Annotated in this window: 15 protein-coding genes and 1 pseudogene; 11 read left to right on the top strand and 5 right to left on the bottom strand. The window is 70.6% G+C overall.

The genetic code is table 11. The features are described 5' to 3' along the window. Positions 1–623: 623 nt before the first annotated feature. Positions 624–1802, top strand: a pseudogene (locus tag OG335_RS01930) (glycoside hydrolase family 64 protein); the annotation flags it as partial. A 27-nt stretch (positions 1803–1829) separates the two neighbouring features. Continuing rightward, positions 1830–2273 (top strand): RICIN domain-containing protein, encoded by a 444-nt coding sequence (locus tag OG335_RS01925; protein WP_405015285.1) that lies wholly within the window; start codon positions 1830–1832, stop codon positions 2271–2273. 143 nt (positions 2274–2416) lie between these two features. On the opposite strand, the gene OG335_RS01920 is transcribed toward OG335_RS01925, so the two are convergent. Both OG335_RS01920 and OG335_RS01915 read right to left on the bottom strand, forming a co-directional pair. Continuing rightward, the gene (locus tag OG335_RS01920) at positions 2417–2800 is read right to left on the bottom strand and encodes a VOC family protein (protein WP_405009191.1); all 384 of its coding nucleotides are present in this window, start codon (positions 2798–2800) and stop codon (positions 2417–2419) included. 74 nt (positions 2801–2874) lie between these two features. Beyond that, the gene (locus OG335_RS01915) at positions 2875–4161 is read right to left on the bottom strand and encodes an MFS transporter (protein ID WP_405009190.1); all 1287 of its coding nucleotides are present in this window, start codon (positions 4159–4161) and stop codon (positions 2875–2877) included. A gap of 344 nt (positions 4162–4505) precedes the next feature. On the opposite strand from OG335_RS01915, the gene OG335_RS01910 reads away from it, so the two are divergent. Next, entirely contained in the window at positions 4506–4676 is a 171-nt protein-coding gene (locus OG335_RS01910) for a hydrophobic protein (RefSeq protein ID WP_405009189.1), read from the top strand. A gap of 307 nt (positions 4677–4983) precedes the next feature. Next, a complete protein-coding gene (locus OG335_RS01905) occupies positions 4984–5604 on the top strand; it encodes a hypothetical protein (RefSeq protein WP_405009188.1) in 621 nt (206 codons plus the stop codon). 137 nt (positions 5605–5741) lie between these two features. On the opposite strand, the gene OG335_RS01900 is transcribed toward OG335_RS01905, so the two are convergent. Further along, a complete protein-coding gene (locus OG335_RS01900) occupies positions 5742–8864 on the bottom strand; it encodes a GH92 family glycosyl hydrolase (protein ID WP_405009187.1) in 3123 nt (1040 codons plus the stop codon). A 292-nt stretch (positions 8865–9156) separates the two neighbouring features. Between OG335_RS01900 and OG335_RS01895 the strand changes: the two genes are divergently transcribed. From OG335_RS01895 to OG335_RS01865, 7 genes are all read left to right on the top strand, one after another. Next, positions 9157–9996, top strand: a complete 840-nt coding sequence (locus OG335_RS01895) for an ATP-binding cassette domain-containing protein (protein WP_405009186.1) — start codon at positions 9157–9159, stop codon at positions 9994–9996. Next, on the top strand, positions 9993–11051 hold the full coding sequence (locus tag OG335_RS01890) for an ABC transporter permease (protein ID WP_405009185.1): 1059 nt from the start codon (positions 9993–9995) through the stop codon (positions 11049–11051). The genes OG335_RS01895 and OG335_RS01890 overlap by 4 nt, the downstream gene beginning before the upstream one ends. Before the next feature lie 115 nt (positions 11052–11166). After that, entirely contained in the window at positions 11167–12162 is a 996-nt protein-coding gene (locus OG335_RS01885) for an ABC transporter substrate-binding protein (RefSeq protein WP_405009184.1), read from the top strand. Positions 12163–12454: 292 nt separating this feature from the next. Then, complete coding sequence (locus OG335_RS01880; RefSeq protein WP_405009183.1) at positions 12455–13816, top strand: ABC transporter substrate-binding protein; 1362 nt, start codon at positions 12455–12457, stop codon at positions 13814–13816. Beyond that, positions 13816–14823 (top strand): carbohydrate ABC transporter permease, encoded by a 1008-nt coding sequence (locus OG335_RS01875; protein WP_405009182.1) that lies wholly within the window; start codon positions 13816–13818, stop codon positions 14821–14823. The genes OG335_RS01880 and OG335_RS01875 overlap by 1 nt, the downstream gene beginning before the upstream one ends. Further along, entirely contained in the window at positions 14820–15737 is a 918-nt protein-coding gene (locus OG335_RS01870) for a carbohydrate ABC transporter permease (protein ID WP_405009181.1), read from the top strand. The genes OG335_RS01875 and OG335_RS01870 overlap by 4 nt, the downstream gene beginning before the upstream one ends. A gap of 252 nt (positions 15738–15989) precedes the next feature. Further along, positions 15990–17033: a LacI family DNA-binding transcriptional regulator gene (locus OG335_RS01865; protein ID WP_405009180.1), complete on the top strand. Its 1044-nt coding sequence runs from the start codon at positions 15990–15992 to the stop codon at positions 17031–17033. Positions 17034–17201: 168 nt separating this feature from the next. On the opposite strand, the gene OG335_RS01860 is transcribed toward OG335_RS01865, so the two are convergent. Both OG335_RS01860 and OG335_RS01855 read right to left on the bottom strand, forming a co-directional pair. Further along, entirely contained in the window at positions 17202–18332 is a 1131-nt protein-coding gene (locus OG335_RS01860) for a ricin-type beta-trefoil lectin domain protein (protein WP_405009179.1), read from the bottom strand. A gap of 235 nt (positions 18333–18567) precedes the next feature. Further along, positions 18568–20952, bottom strand: coding sequence for a ricin-type beta-trefoil lectin domain protein (locus tag OG335_RS01855; protein WP_405009178.1), 2385 nt, complete (start codon positions 20950–20952; stop codon positions 18568–18570). Between the last annotated feature and the right edge of the window lie 94 nt (positions 20953–21046).

Raw genomic sequence — 21046 nt, 5'->3', positions numbered from 1 at the left:
GCCGCGCAGGCCGGCGCCCCTGCGGATCACCCGCAGGGGCGCCGGCCCTGTTGCGTCCGTCCTCGGCCGCGTTCGCGCGCCTGCACGTTCGCGCGCGCCTGCACGTCTGCGCGCCTGCACGTCCGCAGGCCTGCACGTCCGGGCGTCCTGACGCCCTTCCCGGCCCCTCGTGCACCGCGCCGAGCCCCGCGGGACCCCCACTCCGACGGTTGCGGCCCCCGAGCCCCGCTCCGTCCGGCCCTTCCCGCCTCCCGGCCCCGTGACGCGGTCGTGCCCGTCACACGCGGCACCGCGGCCCGCGCCGGGGCGCTCGTCGACATCGGAACGCCGGCCTGTGCGTATGTCAATGCTGCTGGCAGCACAGGTCGATGGAGTGCGGAGGTGGGCAACGGGCCGCCTCCGTACGGTCGGTGGCGGCCGCTGCTTTGGCCCAGACGTTGACAGAGCACGGTCGGAGCGTGATGCTGAGAGCGCTCTCAGAGCGGTTCAGGCCTTTCCGACTCCCCCTCAGCGCCGGACGGGCACGCAGGCCGGCCGGGCGCCGTCGACATCCCCCTCGGTGTCGTCACGCGCCCGCACGCCCTGGGTCCAAAAAATCCCCCACCACGAGGAGACACGTGCTCATGGCACGGAAGTCACTGGCGTTGTTCCTCGCCGCAGCAACCACCGCCGCAGGAATGACCGCGCTCATCGCCACCCCCGCCGACGCGGCGGTACCTGACACCATCCCGCTGACCTTCACCAACAACTCCGGGCGCAGCGAGCCGCTCTACATCTACGACCTGGGCACCCAGCTGTCCACGGGCCGGCAGGGCTGGGCCGACGGCAGCGGCACCTTCCACGCCTGGCCGGCCGGCGGCAACCCCCCGACCCCGGCACCGGACGCGTCGATCGCCGGGCCGGCGAACGGCCAGACCGCCACGATCCGGATCCCGAAGTTCTCCGGCCGGATCTACTTCTCCTTCGGTCAGAAGCTCGTCTTCAGCCTGACCACGGGGGGACTCGTGCAGCCCGCCGTGCAGAACCCGAGCGATCCGAACCACAACATCCTCTTCGACTGGACCGAGTACACCCTCAACGACTCCGGGCTGTGGATCAACAGCACCCAGGTCGACATGTTCTCGCTCCCGTACACCGTGGGCGTCAAGGCGGGCGACGGCAGCACCAAGTCCACCGGCCAGCTGAAGCAGGGCGGTTACAACGCCTTCTTCAACTCCCTGCGGAACCAGCCCGGCGGCTGGGCCGGCCTCATCCAGACGCGCTCGGACGGCACGGTGCTGCGCGCCGTCAACCCCGGCCACGGCATCGAGTCCGGCGCCCTGCCGAGCACCGTGATGGACGACTACGTCAACCGCGTGTGGTCGAAGTACAGCAGCTCGACGCTGACGGTCACGCCCTTCACCGACCAGCCGAACACGAAGTACTTCGGACGGGTCTCCGGCAACACCATGAACTTCACCAACAGCTCCGGGGCGGTCGTCACCTCCTTCCAGAAGCCCGACTCGGACAGCATCTTCGGCTGCTACAAGCTCCTCGACGCACCCAACGACCTCGTGCGCGGCCCGATCTCCCGCACGCTGTGCGCCGGGTACAACCGCTCCACCCTGCTCACCAACCCCAACCAGCCCGACAGCAGCGCCGCGGGCTTCTACCAGGACGCCGTCACCAACCACTACGCCCGTGCCCTGCACGCGCAGATGGCCGACGGCAACGCCTACGCCTTCGCCTTCGACGACGTCGGCAACCACGAGTCGCTGGTGCACGACGGCAACCCGCAGCAGGCCTCCATCACCCTCGACCCGCTCGGGGGCTCGGCCCCCTCCGGCCAGGTGGACACCTCGGCCTGGTACCGGCTGGTCAACGCGAACTCGGGCAAGTGCGTGGACGCGTCGGGTGCCGGGACGGCCAACGGCACCCCGATCCTGCAGTGGTCCTGCGGGAACGGCCAGGCCAACCAGCAGTGGCAGTTCAGCGCCACCGACAGCGGCTACTACGTGATCACCAACCGCAACGCGGCCGGCAACCAGCAGGTCGTCGACCTCCCGAACTCCTCGACGGCCGACGGGACCAAGCTCACCACCTGGGCCCGCAACTCCGGCGCCAACCAGCAGTGGCAGCCGGTGCGCCAGTCCGACGGCGCCTACCACTTCGTCTCCCGCAGCAGCGGCAAGTGCCTGGACATCCCCGGCGCCTCCACCGCGGACGGAGCCCTCGTCCAGCAGTGGACCTGCAACGGCACCGGCGCCCAGTCCTTCCAGCTCGCCACCGGCTGACACGGGGACGGGAGCCGTGACGGAGGCGGCCACCGCGTGATCACCGGGTCGTGCGAACCCGGAGACCGCGCGGCGGCCGCCCCCGCCACCGAGTCCGCCACCGAGCTCGCCTGAGGCTCACCCGGTCGGTGAGCGGGTGAGCCTCAGGCGGACATCGCCGCCCTCTCGGCCGCGCTGCGCAGAACGCAGAACTCATTGCCTTCAGGGTCGGCGAGGACGGCCCAGCCGGCACCATCGGGTTCCCGGTGATCGGCGACGAAGGTGGCGCCGAGGCCCAGCAGTCGCCCGACCTCCTCCTCGCGCGAGGTCTCGGGGCGCAGGCACAGGTGAATCCGGTTCTTGACCGTCTTCGGCTCCGGCACCTGGTTGAAGTACAGCATCGGGCCCTCCGGCAGGATCACGGCGGTCTCCGGGTCGCCCGGCCTGCTCTCCGGATGCAGCGGACATCCGAGCGCCCCGCTCCAGAACCGAGCCAGCTCATGGGCATCCGCACAGTCGACCGCCACGTTCTGCACCACCGAGACCATGTACGGGATCCTGCCCGGAGCCCCGCTCTCCGGCAACCCGCCGCCGGACCGCACCAGTGCTTCCGCCGCAGACCCTAGTCGGCCTCCAGCAGCGGGGATCCGGCGTGCCGGCGTTCCGCGGGGGCTTCCGCGCCCGGCTGCCCGGAGCGGGTGCGCTCGGCCCAGGCGGCCACCGGAGGTCCCGCGGCGCCCAGGCATGCGAAGAACACGCCGAGGAGGAGCCATCCCGTCCGTCCGAGCGCGAGGACCGCTCCGGTCAGGACCACGGGGGCGAGGGCCTGGCCCGCGTCGAAGCCGATGCCGAAGAGGCCCTGGTACTGCCCCTGGGCATGGTCGGGTGCGAGGCCGAAGCCGAGCGCGAAGCTCGCCGAGGACTCCCACACCTCCCCGACGCTGTGGACGCACACGGCCAGGACGGCGAGTGCCGGCGCGACCCACGCGGGCACGTCGGCCGTCAGGGCCATCAACGGGCAGCTGACGAGGAACAGGAGCCCGGCGCGGCGGAAGGCACGGCCACCCTGCCGGGGGGTTTCCACCGTGGCGCCGAGCCGGCGCTGCAGCACCACGCAGACGCCGCTGTTGATCGCGTAGACCGCTGCCACGGTCCAGCGCGGTGCGTCGGTGTGGGCACTGAGCCAGATCGGAACCAGGAGGGAGACGGTCTGGTACTGCAGGCCCATGGCGCTGTAGAGCGCGACGAAGGACACGTACGGCCGGTCCGCCAGGACGGACCACTGACGGTGCCCCTCGGGCCGGGGCAGCGGCCGGTAGTTCGGGACACCGGTGAACACGATCAGTCCGGCGCAGGCGAAGCTGGCGGCGTTGGCGAGGATCAGCACGGTGTAGGCGGGACGGGTGTCGATCTGGATGGCGAAGGCTGCGCCGACGGTGCCCACGACGACGCCGAGATTGACGAACGTGCGGAGTCCGGCCCGGAACGCGGCAGGGCGTTCACCGCCGGCCCTGGCGACGAGCGCACCGCCCGCGGCACCGCTCGCCGTGCCCGCCAGCCGGTCCAGGGTGGCAACGAGCGTGAACGCGAGCCAGCTGTCGATGAAGACGAACGCCGCCATCGTGACGGCCTGCAGGGCGAGGGTCGTCAGCCAGATCGTGCGTGGCCCGTACCGGTCGGCCAGATTCCCCGCCGGTATGCCGGCCGCCAGGCCGCAGAGGCCGGCGATCGTCAGGCCCGCTCCCACCTGTGCGGCGGGCAGGTGCACCACCAGCGTGAAGTAGAGGACGGCAGCGGTGTTGAAGAGGCCGTTGCCCACCCTGCTGACGAAACTGGCGAAGATCAGGGCCCGCTGCGCACCGGAATCCGGCCCGGCGGGCACCTGTGGCCCGGACCCTCTCGTGATCATGTCGATCAGGCTAACAGCGCCTCCTGCCGGGAGTTCCGTGCGGTCGGCAGGAGCTCGCCCGTCCCCGGCGGTGCCCCGCGTCGAACGGCTCACCGGCCTCCCCGACCGCCTGCCACACACGAGCGCCCGACCCGGTGGTGGCTCGGCCGTCCGCCGGGGCCGCCGGGGCCGACGTCGAGCGACAGCGCTTCTCGACGGAGACGGACACCGTCCGACGGTCGGCAGCCGCTTCCGGGCCGGTCCGGGCCGGTCGGCAGACCGGTGATTCCCGTACGTCGGCGCATGAGCGGGTGACGGAAGGGCAGACGCCCGCACGTCAGCGTCACCGAGCGAAAGGCCCCACGATGCTTCCCCTGATACTGGTACTCCTCCTGGCGCTCGTCCTCTTCGGTGCGGGATTCGCCCTCAAGGCCCTGTGGTGGGTGGCCGTGATCGTGCTCGTCGTCTGGCTGGTCGGCTTCGTGGCCCGCGGCACCCACTCCTCCGGCCGCCGCCACAGCTGGTACCGCTGGTAGACCGGCCGCGCTCCCCGCGGTCCGCCCCACGACCCGTGCGGGCCCGGGCAGTTCCCCGGACGTCGCCGCGCCCGCCCTCCCGGAGGGCGGGCGCGGCGACGTCCGGCCCGGCCGCATCCGCATCCGCATCCGCATCCGCCGGACGCACCGGCCCGGAACGGGCACGCGGCGCCGCGACACATACCGGACAAGGGGACCACGGACCATGCCCACCGGTCGCTCCCGTACCGAGACCCGACAGCGGCACCCACGGCACGGGCGACGCGGGGAAGCCAGGCTCCCTGCCGTCCTGGCCACGCTCGTCGCCGTGCTGCTCTACCTGGCCCTGCCCGAGCAGCTCCTCGTCGCCCCGCGCTTCGTCCTGCCCGCGCTGGAACTGCTCCTGCTCGTCCCCCTGATCGCGGTCAACCCCCGCCGGCTCACCCGCCAGACCCGCGTCTCGCGCGTGCTGTCGCTGGCGCTCGTCGCCGTCATCGGCGCCAGCAACCTCACCGCGCTCGGCCTGCTCGTCCACGCCCTGGTCTCCACCGACGTCAAGGACGGCCGGTCCCTGCTGATCGCCGCCCTGCAGGTGTGGGCCACCGACATCATCGTCTTCGGCCTGGCCTACTGGGAGCTGGACCGCGGCGGTCCCGTCGTGCGCACCCAGGCCCCGCGAGGCGAACTTCCGCTCGCGGACTTCCGCTTCTCCCAGGACGAGAACGACGACGCGGTGCAGGAGGTCTCCGACGGGGCCAGCATCTCCTCCGACTGGGTGCCCGCGCTGATGGACTACCTCTACATCTCGGTGACCAACTCCACCGCGTTCAGCCCGACCGACACCATGCCGCTGTCCACCCGGGCCAAGGTGCTGATGAGCATCGAGAGCGTCGCCGCGCTGATCACCTCGCTGCTGGTCATCGCCCGCGCCGTCAGCATCCTGCACTGAAGCCCGCCGCCACCGCCCACCGCCGTGCACCGTTGCCCACCACCGCCCACCGCTGCCCGGCACCGTCGATTGGTGGGTGCCGGGACGGCGGGTGCCACCCGCCCGGGAAGGGACGGGTGGCACCGGGACAACCGCTCCTACACGGAGGCGGTCAGGTTCCACTTCTGGTTGGCGCCGCCGTCGCAGTCCCAGATGTCGAGCTGGACGCCGTTGGTGGTGTCGGACCCGGGGACGTCGAGGCAGCGGCCGGAGGCGGGGTTGACCAGGGTGTCGCCGGTCCGGTTCCACTGCTGGGCCGTGGTGCCGTTGCAGTCCCACAGCTGGACCAGGGTGCCGTTGGCGGTGCCGCTCGCGGTGACGTCGAGGCACTTGCCGTTGATCCGGAGGGTGCTGCCGGTCTGCGTCCACTGCTGGGCGCTCGATCCGTTGCAGTCCCACACGACGATCTTGGTGCCGTTGGCGTTCGAGGCGGTGTAGTCGTCCATGCACTTGGCCGTGTTGAGCCCCGAGGTGATCGGCGCGGCCTGGGTGCCCGGTGCGGCGGGTCCGGAGGCGTACGCCTCCAGTTCGTAGATCCGGGCGACGGTGTTGCCCGCGGTGTTGGTGGCGGTCGTGACGACCACCCGGACGTAGCGGGCGCTGCGCGCCGCGAACGGGGTGTAGGTGCGGCTGGAGCGTGAACCGGTGACGGTGGCCGCGGTGGACCAGTTCGTGCCGTCCGTGCTGGTCTGCACCTGGAACCCGCCGGTGTTCCAGCCGGTGCTCTCGCCGCCGAGTCCGGCGTGCTTGAGGACCACGGACGCGACCGTCTGTGCCGATCCCAGGTCGACCTGGAGCGTCGCACCGGCGGCTTGCGAGCACCACTTGCTGTTGTTCTTCAGGGTGGCGTCGACCGCCTTGTCGCCCGCTTCCGCCGTGGCGCACGCGGCCGACGAGCTGGTGGGCCGGCCCTGGGCGAGGTTGGCGCCGAGCTCCGGCGCGGTGGGTACGGCCGTTGCGCCGTCCTGGAAGGAGGGCGGCACGTCCGAGGCGCCGGTGCCCCAACTCGCGCTGGGCGCAGTGCCCATGGTGAAGTTCAGGGTGGCGCCGGCCGCGACGTCGGGGTAGCGCAGGTAGTTGTGGCCGGTGGCGGTCCCGTTGACCTGCAGCCCCTGGACGTAGGAGCCGCTGCCCGTTGAGTTGATGGTGATGTTGCCGCCCGGGCGCTGGATCAGGACGGACGGGAAGGACGGACCGTGCACGGCCAGGGTGTCCGCACCGGGCGTCGAGGGGTAGAGGCCGAGGGCCGCCCAGACGTACCAGGCCGAGGTCGCGCCCAGGTCGTCGTTGCCCGGCAGCCCGCCGGCGCCGGTGGTGAAGGACTCGGTCATCACCTTGCGGACCGCAGCGGACGCGCCGGCGGGGTTGCGCGCGTAGTTGTACGCCCACGGCACGCCGTGCTCGGGCTCGTTGCCGATGTAGTAGTACGGCAGGCTCTGGCCGGCGTTGACCTGGGTGAAGTGGTGGTCGAGTCGCTGCACGGCGGTCTGCCGGCCGCCCATCTCGTTGATCAGGTCGGCGAAGTCGTAGGGCACCATCCAGGTGTACTGGGCGGCGTTGCCCTCGGTGAAGTTGGACTGGGCGGCGGGGTTCAGCGGCCAGGTCCAGGTGCCGTCCGAGTTGCGCGGCTGGGTGTAGCCCGACTCGGCGCTGTAGGTGTTGCGCCACCACTGCGCCCGGGTCATGTAGGTGGAGTAGTCCGCGGTGTTGCCGAGGGCCTTGGCGAACTGCGCGACGGCGAAGTCGGAGGCCGAGTACTCCATCGAGTCCGAGGGGGAGCCGGGCAGGTAGTGCAGGCTGGTGTACGTCGACTGGCGGCCGCGGATCGGCGAGCCCTGGGTGGTGCCGCCCTCGGAGGACTTCTTCATCAGGGACAGTGCGGCCGCGGTGTCGAAGCCGCGTGTCCCGAAGGCGTACATGCTGCCGACGATGATGGGCCCGGGGTCGCCGGTCATCACGAAGTCCTCGTTGGTCTGCTGCGACCACTTGGGCAGCAGGCCGCCCTGCTGGCCGTCCAGCACCATGGACTTGGCGATGTCGGACGCCTCGGTCGGCGCGATCAGGGCGATCAGCGCGGCCCAGGAGCGGTAGATGTCCCAGCCGGAGTAGTTCTGGTAGACCGGTCGTGACGAGTTGTGGACCGCTCCGTCGAAGCCCCGGTAGTCGCCGTTGACGTCGCTGGCGATGTTGGGACTCTGGAAGACGTGGTAGAGCGAGGTGTAGAACTTCTTCAGGTCGGTGGTGGAGCCGCCGGTGACGCGGGCCCGGTCGAGGATCTGGTTCCAGGCGGTGCCGGCGGCGGAACGGACGGCGCCGAAGTCCCAGCCGTTGTTCTCGGCGACCAGGTCGGCCTGGGCGTTGGCGATGCTCACATAGCTCAGGGCCACCTTGAACTGCACGGCCTGGGAGCCGGTGGTGTCGAAGGTGACGTAGGCGCCGGTGTTCGTGCCCGAGGTGTTCGTCGAGCCGGCGCTCACCGTGCCGCCCGACCAGGTGCCGAAGCCGCTCGGGGCGCGGTCGAAGCGGATGTCGAAGTAGATCTGGTAGGTCTTCGAGGAGCCGCAGAAGCCACCGGCGGTGACGCTTCCGGTCACCTCCGAACCGTTCACCTTCACCGAGCCGTTGCGGTTGCCGGTGGCGCTGCGGCTGGTGTTGATCAGCAGCTGCGAGGTGGTCGACGACGGGTAGGTCAGCCTGCCCATGCCGGTGCGGGTGGTCGCGGTCAGCTCCACCGAGGTGGCGTACCTGTCGAGCCGGTTCTTGTAGAAGCCGGGCGACGCGGACTCGTTGGCCTTGGTGTAACCCGAGGCGTAGCCGGTCCAGTTGGTGCCGGGGGAGGAGCCGAGGGCGCCGGTCACGGGTAACAGCGGCAGGTCCTCGTTGTTCTGGCAGCCGGCCCCGTCGAAGTGGGTGAGGCTGAAGTCCTCGATCGTGGTGTCGGAGTTGCGGTAGCCGGACGGCGAGGCCGTCGGTGTGTCGGGGCTGAACTGCACGCCGCCGAAGGGCACCACGGCGCCCGGGTACGTCGATCCGCCCGCACCGCCGCCGACGGGGTTCGGCGCGTTGCTGTCGTCGGTGCCGATGAACGGGTCGACGTACTGCGTGAGGTCGGCCGCTGCGGCGCGGGCCGGAGTCGAGGCGAATCCGCCGACGCCGAGGGTGGCCAGCAGGACGCTGCCGGCCACCGCGGCGACGCGGAACCTGAGGAGGGGTGAGAGCACGGGGGACCACCTTCGGCTGGAGACGGGTCGCGGCGGGAGAGCGGCGGCGAGCGGTCTCGGGGGAGGGGTGCGGTCATGGCTCCGAGCCATGTGAACGTTACCAAGCAGAACGCATTGTTTCCGCGCCGCCGATTGTGCGTCAAGCCTCTGATTCAACATCAAATACGGCTTGTGGCGCAGGACTTATGAGATGCATCGGTTGTCCGCACGGCTATTGACAGGCAGTCGGCCGCGCCCGCAGACTCCGGTCACTTGCGTGAACGTTACCAAGGCGCGTCCGGAGGACACCCTGATGACAGAACCCCTTTTGGAAGCCCGGAAGGTGAGCAAGCGTTACGGCCAGGTCCATGCCCTCCAGGGCGCCGACTTCACCGCCTACCCCGGCGAGGTCGTCGCGCTGATCGGAGACAACGGCGCAGGCAAGAGCACCCTGGTCAAGACGCTGTCCGGCACCATCCGGCCCGACGGCGGGCAGATCCTGGTGGACGGCGCACCGGTCGAGCTCACCAGCCCGCTCGATGCCAGGCGTTACGGGGTCGAGACCGTCTACCAGGACCTGGCGCTCGCCCAGGACCTCGACGCGGCGGCCAACCTGCACCTGGGCCGCGAGATCCACCGCCCCGGGCTGCTCGGCCGGCTCGGGGTCCTCGACCATGCCGCCATGCGCCGCTCGGCCGTCACCGCGTTCGCCGAACTCGGCGTCGACCTGCGGGATGTGGGCGTGCCCGTGGCGTCCCTGTCCGGCGGCCAGCGGCAGTCCGTCGCGGTGGCCCGCGCGGTCGCCTTCGCCAACCGCATCATCTTCATGGACGAACCGACCGCCGCACTCGGCGTGGTCCAGCGCGGCCGTGTGCTGGAGACCATCAGACGGGTCCGCGACCGGGGCATATCCGTGGTGCTGATCAGCCACAACATGCCCGAGGTCCTGTCGGTGGCCGACCGGGTCGAAGTCCTGCGACTGGGACGGCGGGTGGCGTCCTTCAACGCCGCGAACGCCTCGGTGGAGGAGCTCGTCGGCGCGATGACCGGCGCCCTGGACCCGCTGCCCGGCCCCGACGGAGCCGCAGGGACCGGCTCGCCCGGCCGCACCACGTCGGCAGAGCACTCCACCGGAAAGGACGGTGCCGCGTGAGCACCCAGGTACCAGACGAGGCGGCGGACACGACCACCGCACCGCCGAAGCCCCGGACGGCACCCGCCGTACCCGGCTGGGCGCGCCGCCTGGCCGCCGTGAACGAGGCCTGGACCTTCGGCGTCCTGGCCCTGCTCGTCGCGTTCTTCACCGCCGCCCGGCCCGACACCTTCCTGACCCGCTACGACATCACCCAGATCGCCACCAACGCGGCCATCTACCTGGTGCTCGGCGTCGGCATGACCTACGTGATCGTCGTCGCCGGCATCGACCTCTCCGTGGGTTCGGTCCTGGTGCTGTCCGCCGTGCTGTCCGCGGAGTACACCATCCACCACGGCGGTGCGGAGTCCGGCTGGGGCACCATCGGAGTGGCCACCGTGATCGCGCTGGTCACCGGCGTGGTCTGGGGCGCCCTGCAGGGCTGGCTGGTGGCGAAGGCCAAGGTCCCGCCGCTGATCGTCACCCTCGGAGGCTTCGGAGCCGCCCTCGGCATCGCCCAGATCATCACCGGCGGCCAGGACCCGACCGGCGCCGTCTCCAGCGAACTCCAGCACAGCGTCGGCTTCGGCAAGCTCTTCGGCCAGGTCCCCTGGCTTGTCGTCATCGCGTTCGCCACCACCGTCGTTTTCGGCCTGATCCTCGCCTTCACCCGGTTCGGCCGGTACACGTACGCCATCGGCTCCAACCCGGAGGCCGCCCGCCGGGTCGGCATCGACGTGGACCGGCACCTCGTCAAGATCTACGCACTGACCGGCCTGCTCTCCGGGCTCGGCAGTGTGATGTGGCTGGCGTACTTCGGCACCACCTCGATCGCCGGGCACTCCACCGACAACCTGAAGGTCATCACCGCCGTCGTGCTCGGCGGGGCGAGCCTGTTCGGCGGGCGCGGCAGCGTGCTCGGCGCGGTCATCGGCGTCTTCATCCCCGCCGTGCTCACCACCGGGCTGATCATCATGGACGTCCAGCAGTACTGGCAGGACGTCGCGATCGGCATCGTCCTGGTCGCGGCGGTCTACCTGGACCAGTTCCGCAGACGCGGCCGCGAACGGGGCTGAAGCCGCCGCGCCCCGTTCCGCCCCCGCCGACGTCCCTGCCGGCGTCCCCGCCGGGGCCTCCCTCCCTCCCTCTCCTCCTCTCCGTCAGATTCCCTCCCTCAGAAGGAAGTTCACCATGCTCGGATCCAGCAGACCCGGAACGATCGCCCGCTCGTGCGCCGTCCTCGCCCTGGTCGTCGCCGGCACCGCCGCCTGTGGCAGTGACGGCGGCAGCGGCCCGGCCGGCTCCAAGGGCACCACGCTGAAGCTCATCACCGGCGTCAAGAGCGACCCGTTCTACATCACCATGGCGTGCGCCGCCCAGGCGGAGGCCGAGAAGCGGGGGGTCAAGCTCACCGTGGACGGTTCGGCGCAGTGGGACGTCGCCGTGCAGCGGCCGATCGTCGACTCGGTCGCCGCCTCCCGCCCCGACGGCCTGCTGATCTCCCCGGTGGACACCGCGGCCCTCACGCCGGCGCTGTCGCAGTTGCAGAACTCCGGCACCAAGGTCGTCCTGGTCGACACCACGGTCAGCGACACGTCCATCGGCGTCTCCCGGATCTCCTCCGACAACGAGGCCGGTGGCCGCACCGCCGCCAAGGCCCTGGCCGAGCTGATGGGCGACAAGGGCTCGGCCATCGTGATCAGCGTCAAGCCCGGCGTGTCCACCACGGACGCCCGGATCAAGGGCTTCTCCGAGGAGATGAAGGCCAACCACCCCGCCATCACGCTGCTCCCGGTCCTCTACGACAACGACCTGCCCGCGACGGCCGCCTCCCAGATCCAGGCCACCCTGGCCGCGCACCCCGACCTCGGCGGGGTCTTCGCGGGCAACACCAACACCGCGCAGGGCGTCTCCACCGGCCTGCAGGCCGCGGGCAGGCAGGGCAAGGTCAAGGTCGCCGCGTTCGACGCGGAGCCCGACGAGATCACCGCCCTGAAGAACGGCACCCTGGACATCCTGGTCGCCCAGGACCCGGCCGGCATCGGCGTCCAAGGGGTCGACCAGGCGCTCGCCGCCATCGAGAAGAAGGAGGTGACCGCGCAGATCGGCACCACGATGGTGGCCATCACCAAGGCGAACATGGACGACCCCGCGGTCAGCAAGTACATCTACAAGGCCGCCTGCTGAACCCGGCGGACCGGATCCGTCCGGCGCCCGCCCGCGCGTACCGCTGAAGCGGAGGCAGGGGGCCGCAGCCCTCGGGCCGGCCCCCGCCCACCGGCCCCCGCCCACCGACCCCCGCCCACCGGCCCCTGCCCACCAGCTCCCGCTCACCGGCCTGCCCACCGGCCCCCCGCCCACCGGCCCCTGCCCACCAGCTCCCGCTCACCGGCCTGCCCACCGGCCCCCCGCCCACCGGCTCCCGCCCACCGGCTCCCGCCCACCGGCTCCCGGGCACCCCACACACCACGGAGGCACCATGTCCGATGTCGACCCGACCCGCGGAGACGATGTGAGAACGACGCCGTCACGCCGGGCGCTGCTCAGGAGCGCGGTCGGCGCCGCCGGGCTCGCGGCGGTGTCCGGGGGCCTGCTGACGGCCTGCGGCAGCGACCCGAAGCCCGCTCCGTCAGGCGGCGGGGCGCCCGGCTCCACCACGGTCGGCGGCACGGTCACCTTCGGGTCCAACTACTCGGACCCGTCCGCGAAGTCGGCCTTCGCGGCACTCACCACCGCGGCGTCCGCCGCCGTCGGCGGGGTGGACATCAAGATCAACACGGTCGACCACAACACCTTCCAGCAGAACATCACCAGCTACCTCCAGGGCACCCCCGACGACCTGTTCACCTGGTTCGCCGGATACCGCATGCAGTACTTCGCCGCGCAGGACCTCGCCCAGCCGCTGGACGACGTGTGGGAGAAGATCGGCGGCAACTTCGGCGAAGCCGCGAAGAAGCTCTCCACCGGACTCGACGGCCACCAGTACCTGGTGCCGATGTACAACTACCCGTGGGTCGTCTTCTACAGCAAGAGCCTCTTCGCCAAGCACGGATACACCGTGCCCACCACCTGGGACGCGTACGTGGCGCTGGCGAAGAGGATGAAGTCCGACGGCCTGGTACCGATCGCCTTCGGCGACAAGGACGGCTGGCCGGCGCTCGGCACCTTCGACATCCTCAACATGCGGATCAACGGCTACGACTACCACATCAAGCTGCTGAAGCACGAGATCCCGTGGACCGACCAGGGGGTGTACACCGTCTTCCAGCACTGGGCCGAACTCATGCCGTACGTACAGAGCGGCGCGAACGGGCGGATCTGGCAGGACGCGGTGAAGAGCCTGGAGAGCGGCGCGGCCGGCATGATGTTCCAGGGCAGCAACCAGGTCGCCGCGCAGTACGTCACGGACAAGGCCGACCTGGCCGACCTCGACTTCTTCCCCTTCCCCGCGGTCGACCCGCGGTGGGGACAGGACTACATGGACGCCCCCACCGACGGGTTCATGCTCAGCCGCAAGGCCAGGAACCCGGCCGCCGCCAAGGCCGTCCTGGAGTACATCGGCAGCGGCCGGGCCGAGGCCGAGTACCTGAGGACCGACCAGTGGGACGTCGGCCTCGCCAAGGGCCTGCAGGTGCCGACGTACAACGCCATCCAGCAGAAGTCGGTCGCCGCGATATCCGGTTGCAAGGCCGTGGCCCAGTTCATGGACCGCGACGCCGACCCGGCGATGGCCACCGCGATGATCTCGGTCATCCAGAAGTTCATCGACGACCCGAGCACCGGGAACATCGCCGCGCTGCAGAAGAGCGCGGAGACCCAGGCGAAGGCGATCTACACCTGATGAACTCCCCTTCCCAGGCACCCGGCCGGGTGCCGGCGGCGACCGGGGCGCCGGCCCCGGCCCGCCGCCGGCGGGGCGTCCGGACACTGACGCCCCGCGACCGCATCGTCGCCGCCGTCCTGCTGGGCATCCCGCTCCTGCTCGACCTCGCCCTCGTGTGGTTCCCGGCGGCCGGCACCACCCTGCTCTCCTTCACCCGGTGGAACGGCGTCGGATCCCTGCACGCCGACCCGTGCGATCCGAAGCTGCCGTCGGTGCTCAACAACGGCTGCCTGTACGGCATCCAGAACTACCACCAGGCCGCCACCGTCAGTCCGGAGTTCTGGCCGGCCGTCCGGCACAACCTGATCTGGCTGGCCGTCTTCGTGGTGATCGCCACCCCGCTCGGCATGCTCTTCGCCGTGCTCCTCGACCGCGGCCTCCGCGGCAGCCGCATGTACCAGAGCATCCTGTTCCTGCCGGTCATGCTGTCGCTCGCCCTGGTCGGCATCATCTGGGAGTTCATGTACTCCCAGAACTACGGGCTGATCAACGTGGTCCTCGGGCGCACCGGCGACGGCGACGCCATCGACTGGCTCGGCGATCCGCACCTCAACCTGTGGGCGGTGCTGACCGAGGCCACCTGGCGGCAGTCCGGGTACGTGATGGTGCTCTACCTGGCCGGCCTCAAGGCGGTCGACCCGACGCTGCGCGAGGCCGCCGTGATCGACGGCGCCAACGCCTGGCAGACCTTCCGGCGGGTGGTCTTCCCGGTGATGCGGCCGGTCAACATCGTCATCATGGTGGTCACCGTCATCGAGTCGCTGCGCGCCTTCGACCTGGTGTACATCACCAACAAGGGCATCAACGGCCTCGAACTGCTCTCGGTGCTGGTCACCTCGAACATCGTCGGGGAGACCCAGCGCGTCGGCTTCGGCTCCGCACTCGGAGTGGTGCTGCTGGCGATCTCGCTGGTACCCATCACCGTCTTCCTCCACCAGACCTTCCGCCGGGAGGACACGCCGTGAGCACCGACACCCTCGCCCGGACCCCCGCCACCTCCACGGCCGCGGGGGGCCGCCCGCCGAAACGCCCGCCCGCCCGGGTCGCCGCGCAGCTGTTCCTGGTCACCGCCTCGCTGCTGTGGCTGCTGCCGATCGCCTTCACCCTCTACGTGGCCGTCCGCCCCTACTCCGACACCCGCAGGTACGGATACGTCTCGCTGCCGCGGCACCTGACGCTCCGCAACTTCACCGACGCCTGGTCGCAGTCGGACATGCCGCACTTCTTCCGGAACTCCGCGCTGATCACCGTGCCCGCGGTGATCGTCGTGCTGGTCCTCGCGTCGGGGGCGGCCTTCGTCCTCACCCGGCTGAGGCTCAGGGTCAACGTGGCCCTGCTCATCCTCTTCACGGCCGGCAACCTGCTGCCGCAACAGGTCGTCATCACCCCGCTGTACCGGATGTACCTGAAGATCCACGTGCCGACGGCCCTGGCCGACAGCGGGCTCATGTACAACTCGGCCCTCGGCCTGATCGCCATCAACGTGGCGTTCCAGCTGGGCTTCTGCGTGTTCGTGCTGAGCAACTACATGAAGTCGATCCCCGGGGAGATGTACGAGGCCGCGCTCGTCGACGGGGCCGGCCTGTGGACCCGCTTCTGGCGGCTCACCGTGCCGCTCTGCCGGCCCGCCCTGGCCGCCCTCGCCACCCTGCTGACCACCTGGATCTACAACGACTTCTTCTGGGCCGTCACCCTGATGTCCTCCGGCGACAAACGCCCGGTCACCTCCGCCCTCGCCAACCTGCAGGGACAGTTCGTCAGCAACCAGAACCTGATCGCTGCGGGCGCCGTGATCGCCGCGATCCCGACGCTGGTCGTCTACCTGCTGCTCCAGCGGCAGTTCATCGCCGGGCTCGCGCTCGGATCGAGCAAGGGCTGAGTCCGCGGCGGTCCGCTGCGCCCTTATGGGCCACCGCGGACGCTTGCCGCCGTGCACCTTTCAGGAAAAGGTTGGTGACGGCCGATCGGCCGACGGGGGTCCGCATCACCCGGCCGGCGCCCCCCGAGGGCCGGGTGGCACTCCGCCGTAACCGGTGCCCCGCCGTGCCCGGGACGCCGGGCACCGTAGGATGCACTCCGGCGCTTGGGCAGACCGGCAGGCGATCCGGGAAGCGTGCCGAGGAGGAGGCTTGTGAAGCGCCCGACGATGAAGGACGTGGCCCAGGCGGCGGGGGTCAGCCTCATGACGGTCTCCCGGGTGATCTCCAGCGAACCGGGAGTGTCGCCCGACACCGCCGCCCGGGTCGAGCAGGCGGTGCGCAGACTCGGCTACCAGCGCAACGACAACGCGCGCAACCTGCGGCAGAAGAACCTCGGGACCTCCACGATCGGCCTGGTCGTCGACGACCTCGCCAACCCCTTCTACGCCCTGATGGCCCGCTCGGTCGAGGACGAGGCGCACCGCCGCGGCTACGTCGTCCTGGTCGGCAGCACGAACGACGAGCCGCGCCGGGAACGCGAGGTCATCGCCGCGTTCACCGCCCGCCAGGTCGACGGCCTGATCATCGTGCCCACCATCGGCAGCCACGGCTTCCTCAAACCGCCCATGGAGGCGGGCACCCAGGTCGTCTGCGCCGACCGCCCCGCCAAGGGCCTCGACGTGGACACCGTCACCGTCGACAACCGGGACGGTGCGAAGGGCGCCGTCGCCCACCTGCTGGGCCACGGTCACACCCGGATCGCCTACCTCGGCGACCGCTACGAGATCTGGACCCAGCGGGAGCGCTACGCCGGCTACCTGGACGCCCTCGCCGCCCACGGACTGCACGCAGACCCCGACCTCGTACGGCACGGGCTGCGCTCCCACCGGGAGGCGCGGGCCGCCCTGGCCGGCCTCCAGGCCCTGGCCGATCCGCCGACCGCCCTGTTCAGCAGCAACGACCTCATCACCCTCGGCGTGCTCGACGGCCTGGACCACCCCGCCCCGATGGCGGTCGTCGGATTCGACGACCTGCCGCTCGCCAAGCAGCTGGAACCGCCGCTGACCGTCGTCAGCCAGGACCCGGCCACGGTCGGCAGCACCGCGGCCAACCTGCTGTTCTCCCGGATAGCCGGCGATCGCTCCGCCCCGCGGAAGGTCGTCCTGCTGACCCGCCTCGTCGTGCGCAGCTCGGGGGAGCACCCCGTCCGGCGAACGGCCGCGGGGGCACCGGTCCCGCTGCGGGCAGCCGACTGACCCGCGGCCGCACGCCTGCGGGTATCCGACCGGCCCGCGGCCGCACGCCCCGGAACGTCCGGATGTCCCGGGACCCGGCCCCGGAGAGGAGATCCGGAGGGCCGGGCCCGGGACGGTGCCCGGGGTGCGAGCCGGGGCGGGGCCGGGAGCCACGGTGGGCGGGTGGCCCTAGGCGGGCTGCAGCGTTGTCCAGCGCTGGTTGACGTTGCCGTTGCAGTCCCACAGCACCAGTCGCGTGCCGTCCGTCGTGGAGGAGGCCGGATCGTCGAGGCAGCGTCCGGACACCGGGTTGCGGTACCCCCCGTTGTAGGCCTGCCAGACCTGGTTGGCGCCGCCGTTGCAGTCCCAGATCTGCATCCTGGTGTTGTTGGCGGTGCCGCGGGCCTCCGCGTCCAGGCACTTGCCCATCGACCGCAGGGTGCCGTCGGCGTACGCGTTCCACCACTGCGCCTGGGTGCCGTTGCAGGACCAGATCTGCACGGCGGTGCCGTTGGCGGTGCTGCCGGCGTTGACGTCCAGGCACTTGCCGGCGATGCCGGACTGCACCTGGCCCCCGAGGGCGACGGGCGCCTTGATCCAGCCTGCGGCGTCGGCGGCCTGGATGCCGGAGTTGAAGGCGGTGGCCATCTTCTCGAAGCCGTTGTCGTTCGGGTGCAGCGAGTCGGACAGGTCGGCGGCGGTCAGGGCGCCCATGTCGACGAGGCGGACGTGCTTGCCGGCGGACTGCTTCGCCTGGACGATGCCGGGCAGCTTCTGGTTGAAGGCGGGCCGGTTCGCCTCCTCGGTCGCGCTGGTGGAGATGATCAGGGAGCCGACCAGGACGGTGGCGTCCGGGGCGCCCCGGGTGATCTGGTCGATCACGGCGCTGAGGCGGTCGGCGGCCGTGGGCACCTCGTAGTTCTGGTTCAGGTCGTTGGTGCCGATCTCCAGCAGCACCACGTTGGGCCGGTAACGGGCCACGGTCGCGTCCGTGATGCCGGCGATCTGGTCGATCCGCCAGCCCGAGTGGCCCTCGTTGTCGGGATCGGCCATCGGTCCGTTGCGGACGGAGCCCACGAAGTCCAGCGCGTGGCCCTCCGCGGTCAGCTGGTTGGCGAGGAAGCCCCGGTAGCTGTTGCCGCTGGGGCTGCCGATGCCCCAGGTGATCGAATTGCCGAGGGGCAGTACCCGTAATGCTGCGGGTGCGGCGGCAGCGGCCCGGGCGTCCGCGGCCGTGGCGGTCGTCGCCGGCAGCAGGGCGGCGAGGCCGGAGGCGACGGCCAGCGCGGCGAGCAGGCCCGCTGTGGATCGTTTGGTCATGGTTCCTCTTCGAGGTCGGCGGATCGGTAGGTGCGGTGAGGTCCGTGCCCGGTGCGGCCAGGGGAGGCGCACCGGGTACGGACGAGGGGGGCACGGACGAGGGGGGCACGGCCGTCCGGACGCGCGACGGCCGTGCCCCGCCGATGAAGACCGACCGGCAATGGGGCCCGGGCTCACGGGCGTCCGGGCGGACGGTGTGAGGGGTGGTGGTGTCCGCCCGGGCGCCGTGGGTCGGTCAGGAGGCCACGGGCACGTTCCACTTCTGGTTCGCGCCGCCGTTGCAGTCCCAGATGTCGATCTGGACGCCGTTGGTGGTGTCGAACCCGGGGACGTCGAGGCAGCGGCCGGAGACCGGGTTCACCAGGGTGCCATTGGTCGGCTCCCAGCGCTGGTTGGCACCGCCGTTGCAGTCCCACAGCTCGACCGGGCTGCCGTTCGCGGTGGCGGCCCCGGTGATGTCCAGGCACTTGCCGTTGACCTGGAGGGTGCCGCTGTTCTGCGTCCACTGCTGGGCGCTGGAGCCGTTGCAGTCCCACACGTCGACCTTGGTGCCGTTGGCGTTCGAGGCGGTGTAGTCGTCCAGGCACTTCGCGGAGTTCAGGCCCGAGGTGATCGGGCCGACCGGGGGCTGCGCGATCCCGCTGCCGGCGACGATCGACAGGTTGTCGAACTGGTCGGTGCGGTAGCCCTGGATGCCGAGGCCCGCCTGGCCGGACAGGAACGACGAGTCGGTGACCGTGCCGATCTGGTTGCCGTCGACCTTGGCGGTGAGCCGGGTGCCCTGGAAGACGAACGACAGGTTGTGCCAGGTGCCGGTGCCCAGTGCGGTGGTGGTGCCGGTGGCCAGCGTGTGGTTGGAGCCGTCGGTGTACATCTTCTCGATCCACCACTGCCCGGTGTCGCGGATGCGCAGGTAGTACGCGTTCATGTGCGACTGCGGGCGCTGCTGGGTGTTGGCGCGGCCGATCAGTTCGGTGGTGCCCGCACCGCGCAGGAAGACGTCGGCGCTGACGGTGTAGTTGGACCAGGTCGTGTCGCCGATCAGCGAGTAGGAGTCCGAGTCGTCCTGCCACTCGATCGGCTTGACCGGTGCCATCTGCTGCAGGCACCGGCCCGAACGGCCGCCCGCGCACGTCTGGACCTCGTAGGAGCCCTGCATGTCGGACAGGTAGGTGGCCTCGTCGTTGATGGCAACGTTGTCAAAGTTGTCGGCGTAGGGCAGCGCGAGCGGGTGCGCGGCCGGTGCGGTCGCCGTGCCCTTGCCCTGGCCGGTCGTCGTGCTGACGGTGTAGACGTATCCGGGCTGCATGGTCAGCGAGTAGGAGCCGTTGCTCGGGGTGATGTCCTGGGTGTGGACGAAGGAGGTCGCCGGGCTCGGCGAGTTCACCCTGGTGGCCCACACGTGCACGGTGCCGGTCGACAGACCGCCCTGCACGTGGAAGTTGGCGGTCTGCGTGCCGGTGGAGGTGGTGGTCTCCAGGATGGTGGAGTAGTCGGAGTTGGTGTTCGACCTGATCGTCACGTAGGTGCCGTTGGACTCCGTGCCGCCGAGGTAGCCGGAGGCGGAGTCGATGAACTTCCAGCCCGGCTGGGTGAACTGGGTGACCTGGGCGGTGGCCCAGGTGCTGGCGCCGATGGTGTAGTTGCCCGACCAGGGGGAGTTGGCGGTGGCCAGGCCGACGGTGTTGTACGGCAGGTTGGGGTAGATCGCGGCGATCAGCGGCCAGTTGAAGTAGCTGACCATCTTCGCGTCGATGTAGCCCCGGGTGATGGCACGGATCAGCGCCGGAGCGCCGGTGTTCATGTCCTGCGAGCCGTTCTCGCTGTCCCACAGCGGCTTGCCGTTGTTCTTCGCCGCAGTGCTGCTGGAGCAGGAGTTGGCGTTTCCACCGTCGCCGCCCTCGCAGGAGTAGTGCGCGCCGATGATCGCGACGGCGTCGTTGAACGCCTTGTTCTTGGCCATGTCGTCGGCGACGCCCCAGCCGCTGTCGTCGGCGACGAGCTTCACGCCGGAGTACCCGGCGTTGTTCAGCGCCGAACGCAGCTGGACGAACCAGTTCGCGTCGTGGCCGCGCTCGTTCCAGCCGCCGAGGTAGCTGATGGTCAGGCCGTGCTGCTTGGCACAACCGAGCCAAGAGATCAGGTAGTTGATGGTGTCGGTGGACCAGAAGCCGCCGTTGATCCAGCCGGGCGCGGTCCACGCCAGCCCGTACAGGCCGATGGCGGGGTTGCGGGCCTTCGCCTGCTCGGCCAGCCAGAACTCGTAGCCGGCGTTGCAGTTGATCACGCCACGGCTGTGCTCGATCGACGGCTCCGAACCGTCGGTGGAGTTGGCGTCACCGCCGATCTCCAGCTTCAGCAGCTGCAGGTTCGCGCCGTACCCGGGCTTGAACAGGTAGTCCAGGATCTGCGCCTGCTGCGCGGCCGGATAGTCCTTCAGCAGACGGGAGTTGCCGCCTCCGCCGCTGATCGCGCCGATGCCGTCGAACGTGCGGCCGCCCTGGCCGCCGTCCACGGTGATCGTCGTCGTGGCCGCCTGGGACGGAGTGGCGCCGACCGCGAGCATCGCGGCGATCAGCCCCAACAACCACAGCGGGAGGAGTTTTCGGGTGTACTTCATCTGAAGGCCTTTCGGCTCGGGAGCCGCGCACGGCGTGCGGTGGCGTGCGCGACTCGGTTGACGTACGGATCCGTGGCTCCACGGCACCGGGTCG

The sequence above is a fragment of the Kitasatospora sp. NBC_01539 genome, from assembly GCF_045040525.1.
Lineage (GTDB): Bacteria > Actinomycetota > Actinomycetes > Streptomycetales > Streptomycetaceae > Kitasatospora.
Note: the sequence above shows the minus strand (reverse complement) of the source record. Positions and strands in the feature narration are given on the sequence as shown.